8 protein-coding genes are annotated in these 7608 nt (G+C 64.3%); 6 read left to right on the plus strand and 2 right to left on the minus strand.

What is annotated here, in order from left to right; translation table 11 throughout:
- From EOA36_RS20650 to EOA36_RS20660, 3 genes are all read left to right on the plus strand, one after another.
- The coding region (locus EOA36_RS20650; protein WP_127279196.1) for an FtsX-like permease family protein at positions 1-1366 on the plus strand (1366 nt) is incomplete at its 5' end.
- A 231-nt stretch (positions 1367-1597) separates the two neighbouring features.
- Positions 1598-2371 (plus strand): Bax inhibitor-1/YccA family protein, encoded by a 774-nt coding sequence (locus EOA36_RS20655; RefSeq protein WP_127279197.1) that lies wholly within the window; start codon positions 1598-1600, stop codon positions 2369-2371.
- Positions 2372-2475: 104 nt separating this feature from the next.
- Positions 2476-3048, plus strand: coding sequence for a GNAT family N-acetyltransferase (locus EOA36_RS20660; RefSeq protein ID WP_127279198.1), 573 nt, complete (start codon positions 2476-2478; stop codon positions 3046-3048).
- Between the two features lie 105 nt (positions 3049-3153).
- Here the strand turns inward: EOA36_RS20660 and EOA36_RS20665 are convergent, their stop codons facing one another.
- Positions 3154-3540, minus strand: coding sequence for a DUF2794 domain-containing protein (locus tag EOA36_RS20665; RefSeq protein ID WP_127279199.1), 387 nt, complete (start codon positions 3538-3540; stop codon positions 3154-3156).
- A 530-nt stretch (positions 3541-4070) separates the two neighbouring features.
- On the opposite strand from EOA36_RS20665, the gene EOA36_RS20670 reads away from it, so the two are divergent.
- Genes EOA36_RS20670 through EOA36_RS20680 form a run of 3 tightly spaced genes read left to right on the plus strand, consistent with a single transcriptional unit; the run spans position 4071 to position 6413 of the window.
- Positions 4071-4730 (plus strand): XRE family transcriptional regulator, encoded by a 660-nt coding sequence (locus tag EOA36_RS20670; protein WP_127279200.1) that lies wholly within the window; start codon positions 4071-4073, stop codon positions 4728-4730.
- A gap of 20 nt (positions 4731-4750) precedes the next feature.
- Positions 4751-4996, plus strand: a complete 246-nt coding sequence (locus EOA36_RS20675; protein WP_245464419.1) for a TOBE domain-containing protein — start codon at positions 4751-4753, stop codon at positions 4994-4996.
- A gap of 31 nt (positions 4997-5027) precedes the next feature.
- Complete coding sequence (locus EOA36_RS20680; protein WP_127279202.1) at positions 5028-6413, plus strand: FAD-binding oxidoreductase; 1386 nt, start codon at positions 5028-5030, stop codon at positions 6411-6413.
- A gap of 46 nt (positions 6414-6459) precedes the next feature.
- Here EOA36_RS20680 and EOA36_RS20685 read toward each other — a convergent pair whose 3' ends face one another.
- Positions 6460-7275, minus strand: a complete 816-nt coding sequence (locus tag EOA36_RS20685; protein WP_127279203.1) for a thioredoxin family protein — start codon at positions 7273-7275, stop codon at positions 6460-6462.
- Between the last annotated feature and the right edge of the window lie 333 nt (positions 7276-7608).

Below are 7608 nucleotides of genomic sequence, written 5' to 3' on the forward strand. Positions count from 1 at the left end.
GATGGGGCTGGAAGGCCGTGGCCTGCCGCGCGCCGTCTATGTCGTCTGCGCGCTCGGCATTGCGCTTTTCCTGGCGGCGCTGGCGATCCTGTTTTCGGGCGACCAGCGCATCGCCTCGATCTTCGTCGGCGCCACGCTCTTTGCTTTCCTGGTGCTGCGTCTCGTCGGCGCGCTGGTGCAATGGGCGGCCAGGAAGAGCCCGCGCGTGCGCTTTGTCGCGCTCAGGCTCGCCATCGGCAACATCCACCGGCCCGGTGCGCTGACGCCGTCCGTGGTGCTGTCGCTGGGGCTTGGACTGACACTCCTGGTGACGCTGGCGCTGATCGACGGGAATCTCAGGCGCCAGATCTCCGGCAACCTGCCGGCGCGGGCGCCCAACTTCTTCTTCGTCGACATCCAGGGCAGCGAGGTCGATGCCTTCTCCGCGCTGATCGCAAAGGAGGCGCCGCGGGGAGCGCTGGCCAGGGTGCCGATGCTGCGTGGCCGGGTGATGGCGCTCAACGGCGTCGATGTCGACAAGGTCAAGGTGCCGGCCGAGGGCGCCTGGGTGCTGAAGGGCGATCGCGGCTTGACCTATGACGCCAGGCAGCCGGAAAACACGACGCTGACCGAGGGCAAATGGTGGCCGGACAATTATGCCGGCGAGCCGCTGGTTTCGTTTTCCGACAAGGAAGGCAAGGAAATCGGGCTGAAGCTCGGCGACACCGTCACCGTCAATGTGCTTGGCCGCAACGTCACGGCCCGGATCGCCAATTTCCGCCAGGTCGAATGGGAGACGATGGGCATCAACTTCGTCATGGTGTTTTCGCCCAACACATTCGCGGGCGCCCCACATGGCTGGATAGCGACGCTCACAGAAAAGAGCGCGTCGACGGCCGATGACGCGCGCGTCCTCAACGCCGTCACCCGCGCTTTTCCGGCCGTGACGACGGTGCGGGTCAAGGACGCGCTCGACATCGTCAACCGGCTGGTCGGCCAGCTCGGCACGGCGATCCGGGCGGCGGCCGGCGTGGCGCTGATCGCCTCGGTTCTGGTGCTTGCCGGCGCGCTTGCCGCCGGCAACCGGGCGCGCATCCACGACGCAGTGGTGCTGAAAACGCTCGGCGCGACGCGCACGACGCTGATATCGGCCTTCTCGCTGGAATACATGCTGATCGGGCTCGCCACCGCGATCTTCGCGCTCGCCGCCGGCGGTGCAGCCGCCTGGTACATCGTCGCGCGCATCATGGCCTTGCCGTCGCATTTCATGCCGGAGGTCGCGGTCGCCACAATCGCCTTTTCGCTGGTGATCACGGTCGGCATCGGCCTTGCCGGCACCTGGCGGGTGCTCGGCCACAAGGCGGCGCCCGTGCTGCGCAACCTCTGATTCGCCGGTCCGGCGCGGCCTGCCCCGGGTTAAATCTTGGTAAGAATACCGTCCGAAACGGCCGGCGAAGCGGCATTTTAGCCTGTCACGAACCGTTACAACAGGTTACGGACTTGTTCTTGACGCCAAGAACCATCATATTCCGCGCAGGCATGCTGGAGCCCCGCCAGCGGCGCCTGGGTCCGCAAGAGGCCCGACACCGGACGGGGCAGAAGCAACAGAGGATTTCCAATGGCTGATCCCATTCGCAATTATCAGACGTCGGCGGTGCCCGGCGTCCGTGCCGACATCGACCAGGGTCTGCGCGCGTATATGATCAAGGTCTACAATCTGATGGGGCTCGGTCTGCTCATCACCGGCCTTGCCGCCATCGGCACGATCATGCTGGCCACCACCACCGACCCGGCCTCGGCCGTCGCGACGCTGCCGAGCGGCGAGATGCTGACCTCGTTCGGCTACGCGATCTTCGGTTCGCCGCTGCGCTGGGTTGTCATGCTGGCCCCGCTGGCCGCCGTGTTCTTCCTGTCGTTCAGGATCCGGTCGATGAGCGTCGCCGCCGCGCAGACGACCTTCTGGGTCTATGCCGGCCTGGTCGGCCTGTCGCTGTCGTCGATCTTCCTGGTATACACTTCGGCAAGCATCTCGCAGACCTTCTTCGCCACCGCCGCCGCTTTCGGGGCGCTGTCGCTGTTCGGCTACACCACCAAGCGCGACCTGTCGGCGATGGGCTCGTTCCTGATCATGGGCGTGTTCGGCATCATCATCGCCTCGGTGATCAACATCTTCCTGCAGTCGTCGGCGCTCACCTTCGCCGTCTCGGCGATCGGCGTGCTGGTGTTCGCCGGCCTCACCGCCTACGACACGCAGAAGATCAAGGAGATGTATTTCGAGGGTGACGCTTCCGATGTCGCCGGCCGCAAGGCGATCATGGGCGCGCTGTCGCTCTACCTCGACTTCATCAACCTGTTCATGTTCCTGCTCCAGTTCATGGGCGACCGCCGCTAAGGGTATTGGACCATCAACTTTCGCAAGGGCGGCCCAATGGCCGCCCTTTTCTTTTGTGCGGGCCTCTGCTGTTGTTGAAGGCACAAAAGAGGTTTGCATAAAGAATGAGCAACATCGTGATCAGGCCGGCGACCCCGGCCGACCTCGACAGCATCACCGAAATCTATGCCGACGCGGTCGCCAACGGCACGGCGAACTATGAACTGGAGCCGCCCAGCCGTGCCGAGATGGGGACGCGATTCGCCATGCTCGCGGCCGGCGGCTTTCCCTATCTGGTGGCGGAGAAGGACGGCGCCGTGCTCGGCTATGCCTATGCCGGCCCCTTCCGGCCGCGCCCGGCCTATCGCTTCATCGTCGAGGATTCGGTCTATGTCGCGCCTGACGCCAAGGGCCAGGGCGTCGGTCTCAAGCTGATGCAAAGCCTGGTCGCCGCGGTCGAGGCGGCGGGCTTTCGCCAGATCGTCGCGGTGATCGGCGACGGCCGCGCCGACAGCGCCTCGGTCAGGTTGCACGAGAAGCTCGGCTTTCGCCATTCCGGCCGCCTCGAAGGCTCCGGCTATAAGCATGGGCGCTGGTTGGACACGGTGTTCATGCAGCTATCGCTGAACGGCGGGGCATTGGTCGCGCCCGATCCGGATTCGCTGCCGGAGCGGAGGTTCAGGCTCGGAGGGAAATGAGAAGAATGGGAATTGAAGAATTGAGGAATTGAAGAACTGGAGAAATGTCAGGCGCTTAGCGCTCTTTTCTCCAATTCCTCATTTCTTCAATTCCTCAGTTCCCCTTCACGCCTCGACCACCTTCAGCTTCGGATCGAAGACGCCAAGCACGCGGCCAAGCTCCTGGCCGCGTTTGAGGATACGGCCGCCCGCCGCGATGACGGCGAAGGCGCCCTGTTTGCGTGCCAGTTTCGGATCCTTGACGATCTGGAACAGCGGCACTTCGCTGGCGCGGCGAAAGACGGAAAAGACGGCGCGGTCGGTGAGATGATCGATGGCGTAGTCGCGCCATTCATTGGCGGCGACCATGCGTCCGTAGAGCCTCAGGATCAGATCCAGTTCACGCCGGTCGAAGCGGACCGGCTGGTCGAGGCGTTCACGTCGCGCCTCGTGTAGCGGGATCAATATTGCGGATGCGTCTCCATCCCCCATCCCGCCGCCGTCATCAGTCATGCCTCGATCCCTCGAAATGAATCTTTGCCAACCAAAGTTGGCCCCTTCGCACCGCAATTGCAAGAGCCGGCGAAGCGGAGGCGGCGGTGCGCTGTTTCCGTCGCGTCCAGTCACGTTTGTGAAACGCATGTTGGAATTGGTGATGCTTCGCCACATTTCCGCCTTTTTTTATCCGCGCTCATGCCCCAATGTCCGACGAATTTACCGGCGTTGCCTGAGACGGTTCGGTCCGGCACCGGCTCGTAAACCCCAAGCCCCCCGCCCACGGGTCTGCGTCGGATCGAACCAACCTCGGTCTTTTCCTCGGAAAAACCAGGTGCGACGATCCCAAAACCTAAATGACCGGCGTCAGAAGCAAGCTGACGTCGGTTTTTTCGTTTTTGGACCTTTTTTTAACCCGGATCGTGGCGAGCGTGGGAAGCCGGCGCAGGCTCGAAGCGGCCAGCCCTCAAATCGCGACTCAATTCCGCCGACCCTGCTTGCCATCTGCCGTCTCACTTAATAGGGTGTTAAGTGGAACGGAGACAGCAATGCCACGCGCATCGGACTCCACGGCAAAACAGTTGGATGGTGTAGCGGCCGCGCCGGAGGCCGGCGGCGTCGGCCCTCGCATCAAGGCGTTGCGCACGGCACGGCGCGTCTCGCTGCGGCAGCTCGCCGACATGACCGGCACGACGGCGAGCTTCATCAGCCAGCTCGAGCGCAATCTGTGCGGCGCCAACACCGGCACGCTGCTCAAGATCGCCGGCGCTCTAGACCTTGGCATCAACGATCTGTTCGAGGACAATGCCCGCCCCTTGCACAAGGTGCTGCGGCGTGAGGAACGGCCGGTCGTCCCGGTCGGCAGGTACGGCCGCAAGATGCTCCTGTCGCGGCGGCCGATCCACCAGTTCGAGGTCTATGCCGGCCATTTCGAGGTGGGCGGCTCGACCGGCGACGAGACCTATGTCCATAGCGGCGAGCACGAAATGTTCATGGTGCTCAAGGGCACCGTTGAACTGACACTCGCCGATGAGCGCCACGTCATGCACGAAGGCGACAGCGTCGAATACGCGACCTCGGTGCCGCATCGCACGGTCAATGTCGGCGATACGCCGGCGGAGGTGCTGTGGATCATCGCCCCGCCGACCGCCGGCGCGTTCGAACTCGATCAATACAGGCCCGGAAACCGCTCGCATCCGGGTGAATGAAAACAAAAGCGAGTTCTGCAATGGAAAAGCTGGCGCTCGCCCGTCGCGGCGTTGCCGGTGACGGCCGCAACCGGCTCACGGGGCGCATCGGCGAAGCGATCTACCTCGGTTCGGGCTCCAAATACGAGGTCGATCTGGCCGACGGGTCGAAAGCGATCGTGCGCTCGACGCTGGAAGCAGACAGTTTTGCCATCGGCGACGAGGTCGATGTGCTGTTCGCCGGCAGCGACGTGAAGCTGCTCGCCGATGACGACAGGCCGACCTGACGCTCACCTGATTTCGGAACGGATTTCAAAAATGCAAGCCAAGCACAATGGCGACGTGTCGTTCTGGTATGCCGATATCGGCGGCGTGCCGGCCTATCGGCCATCCTTGCCCGGCGACATCGAGGCCGATGTCTGTATCGTCGGCGCCGGCTACACCGGCTTGTGGACCGCCTACTATCTGAAGAAGGCGCAGCCCGCGCTGCGCATCGCCATCGTCGAGAAGGAGTTCGCCGGCTTCGGCGCTTCGGGCCGCAATGGCGGCTGGCTGTCGGGCGGCTTCAGCTGGTCGCGCGAGAAATACGCAAAAACCTCGTCGCGTGGCGCCGTGATCGACATGCAGCGCGCCATGTTCGGCACGGTCGACGAGGTGATCGCGGTGACGGAAGCCGAGGGCATCGACGCCGATATCCGCCGTGTCGACAACATCACCGTCGCCACCAACGCCGCGCAATTGCAGCGCGCCAGGGCCGAATACGAGGAGCTGCTGAGCTGGGAGATGCCGCCGGAGCGGCTGGCCTTCCTCGACGCGCGGGAGGCGCGCCAGCGCATCGCCATCGACAAGGTGCTGGGTGCTTTCGTCGTGCGCAACGTCGCGCGCGTGCAGCCGGCCAAGCTGGTCCAGGGTCTGGCGGCGGCGGTCGTGCGGCTCGGCGTGCCGATCTACGAGCAGACGCAAGTGCTGGCGATCGAGAAGGGCAAGGTCGCCACCACCAGGGGCATCGTGCGGGCGCAGAAGATCGTCCGCGCCACCGAAGGCTTCACGGCGGGCATTCCCGGCTATGAGCGTCTCTGGCTGCCGCTCAACAGCGCCATCGTGGTGACGGAGAAGCTGCCGCAGAAGCTCTGGGACGCGATCGGCTGGAACGGCTACGAGGTGCTGGGCGATGCCGCCCACACCTATTGCTACGCGCAGCGCACGCGCGAAGGCCGCATCGCCATGGGTGGCCGCGGCGTGCCCTACCGCTTCGGTTCACGCACCGATGTGCGGGGCCGGACCCAGCAGGCGACCATCGACCAGCTGCACGAGGTGCTGACCAGGCTGTTGCCGCAGACCAAGGGCGCGCGTCTCGACCATGCCTGGTGCGGCACGCTCGGCGTGCCGCGCGACTGGTGCACGACTTCGGGTTTCGATAGGGAAAGCGGCATTGGCTGGGCCGGCGGCTATGTCGGGCTCGGTGTGTCGAGCTCCAACCTGTCGGGCCGCACCTTGCGCGACCTAGTGCTCGGCCACGACACCGAGTTGACCCGGCTGCCCTGGGTCGACCGTACGGTCAAGAAATGGGAGCCGGAACCGCTGCGCTGGCTCGGTGTGCACACCATGTACCAGCTTTATCGCATCGCCGACCGGCGTGAAGCAAACGGCCTGGGCCGGACCTCACGCCTTGCGGCCTTTGCCGATCGCCTGACCGGGCACTGACGATGTGCAGCGGTTTCCGTCTGGAACCGCGCCGAACCGCGTGACGTTACAGTTTTCGATCGAGAGAGGTCTCGGATCCGGGCTTGTGGATGAAAGCCGCACCCAGGATGGGACCTGGCAGGCCATCCTTGCCGACCGACTGCAGAAGCACGGCGCAACCGCCCTTCTTGGTGATCTCGCTCAGCGGCAATTCGTAGCGCTGCGCCTTGCCGTGCCACATGCCGGCGGTCTGGATCCCGGTCACCGCGTTCCAGTAGGTCATCTTGCGGCCGGAGTTCTCACCCTCGGCGATCTTGACCGTCTGCGGAGGCTCGAAATAGACGATGACGACATGGGCGTCGCTGGGGCCCGCCCCGGCATCGCCGGCGTCTATGATCACGCGGTCGCTGGTCCGGCTGACCTTGATAGCGACGCGCATGCCTTCGCCGCCCCGCGCCATGCGGGCAAGCGCGCCGTCGACTTCGCCGCGGTTGGCGCCGTTGACGTGGACACGGCCATTGATGACCGCTTGCGGCGTGTACACGGAGCGGCTGCCGAAGGCGCGCATATAGTCGTTCTGGCGCTCGGTATTCTCTTTGTGGCTCAGCGTGTCCCGCCAGCCGAGATAGTCCCAATAGTCGACGTGATAGGAGAGCGCGACGAGGTCTTCCTGGACAGCAAGTTCGGCGAAGAAGGCATCGGCCGGCGGACAGGAACTGCAGCCCTGGCTGGTGAAAAGCTCAACCACGCCGAGCGGCTTCTCCAGCTGGGGCTTGTCTGCCTGGGCCCTCTCGGTCTCGCCGGCATGGCCAGCGCCGGCAAAAGCCGGGAAGGCCAGCGCGAAGGCTGCCAGCCACAATGATCGTCGCGAGGCCATGACCATTCCAATTCCCGCCGGTGATGCCGGCTTTGTTCTGCTTTGCCGAAATATGTGGCAGAACGGCAAGTCAACGGGAAGTCACGTTGCGGTGAAATTTTACCGCCGCAACCGTGAGGTAAGGCCGTAATAGGAGAAGCCACTGCATTTCAAGGCGTGGTTCGATTCGGCGGCGGCATCATTCCTCGTGGCAGGTTCTCCTCACCCCCATCGATCTCTATTGCGTGCGAACCGGCCGTGGACTTTGGTCCGAGCCGGTCAATGCTTTGACGAACCTTGCCTTCATCGCCGCAGGACGGGGGAGTAGGGGAGTAGGGGAGTAGGGGAGTAGGGGAATAG

The organism is Mesorhizobium sp. M8A.F.Ca.ET.021.01.1.1, from assembly GCF_003998025.1.
In the GTDB taxonomy this organism is placed as follows: domain Bacteria; phylum Pseudomonadota; class Alphaproteobacteria; order Rhizobiales; family Rhizobiaceae; genus Mesorhizobium.

Excerpts from the sequence above, each read along its gene's own strand:
- EOA36_RS20660 (WP_127279198.1), top strand. The coding sequence starts at position 2,476 with ATGAGCAACATCGTGATCAGGCCGGCGACCCCGGCCGACCTCGACAGC.
- EOA36_RS20655 (WP_127279197.1), top strand. The coding sequence starts at position 1,598 with ATGGCTGATCCCATTCGCAATTATCAGACGTCGGCGGTGCCCGGCGTC.
- EOA36_RS20675 (WP_245464419.1), top strand. The coding sequence starts at position 4,751 with ATGGAAAAGCTGGCGCTCGCCCGTCGCGGCGTTGCCGGTGACGGCCGC.
- EOA36_RS20685 (WP_127279203.1), bottom strand. The coding sequence starts at position 7,275 with ATGGTCATGGCCTCGCGACGATCATTGTGGCTGGCAGCCTTCGCGCTG.
- EOA36_RS20680 (WP_127279202.1), top strand. The coding sequence starts at position 5,028 with ATGCAAGCCAAGCACAATGGCGACGTGTCGTTCTGGTATGCCGATATC.
- EOA36_RS20665 (WP_127279199.1), bottom strand. The coding sequence starts at position 3,540 with ATGACTGATGACGGCGGCGGGATGGGGGATGGAGACGCATCCGCAATA.
- EOA36_RS20670 (WP_127279200.1), top strand. The coding sequence starts at position 4,071 with ATGCCACGCGCATCGGACTCCACGGCAAAACAGTTGGATGGTGTAGCG.